Here is a 759-nt window from a genome sequence, read left to right on the forward strand (position 1 = left end):
GCACCAAAAAGGTCCACTTTGTCGGCGTAGTCGAACTGGTGGTTGACGTTAAAAATCGGCAGTATCAGGTTCATTGAGGTGTACGACCAGAAAAGGCCCCACACCATCAGCAAGGTGGCTTCGGCTGCCCCACGCGATTTTGTCCACCCGGAAAAAACCTCACGCAGGCGCGGCCAGAATGCGGGTACATCCTTGCTGGCGTGCGGGAACAGTGTGTTCGCCGCTTCACGCAGCCAGCCGGAGCGGATGAGCGCGATTGCACCGATCATGGCGGCGGTAACGCCCATGTCTTCTTTAACGAACGCCAACGGGGCCGCCCACCAGCAGGCGTGTGTAATATGTGATGCGCGCTGCGGGTTCTGCTGCGTGCCAGCAAGTACCAGGTGTCCCAGTGAGAGGCTTAGGAACGGCAGGGCGAACGCCACCTCGTGAAATTGGGCGGCGACCGCCTGCTGCACCCCGTAGCTCAGCCCGAATGCTGCGGCTAGGAGCACTCCCACAACGTGCCCGTTGAGCCCGCCAAGCGCGCGCTGAGCAAACCGCACCGTCAGGTACACGCTAAGGGCCACCATACCGTTCTGCACCACCAGCAGGGTCATGGGTGAGGGGAAGAAGGCGTACACCGGCCCCAGGAGCATGAGGATGGGGTGAAAATGGTCACCCCACAGGTTAAAGTCGGGGCCTTTAATGGGCACGATCGGCATTTCAAACCGCGAGTACGCCTGGGCCATTTGGGTAAAAATCGCTAAATCCCAGGAG

At 60.1% G+C, this 759-nt stretch carries 1 protein-coding gene; it reads right to left on the bottom strand.

Annotated features, from left to right (window positions below):
• Positions 1 to 759, bottom strand: a 759-nt coding sequence (locus Q4P78_RS09515) for a DUF2079 domain-containing protein (RefSeq protein WP_303340125.1), incomplete at both ends; no start/stop codon positions are given.

The sequence above is a fragment of the Rothia sp. (in: high G+C Gram-positive bacteria) genome (assembly GCF_030540545.1).
Lineage (GTDB): Bacteria > Actinomycetota > Actinomycetes > Actinomycetales > Micrococcaceae > Rothia.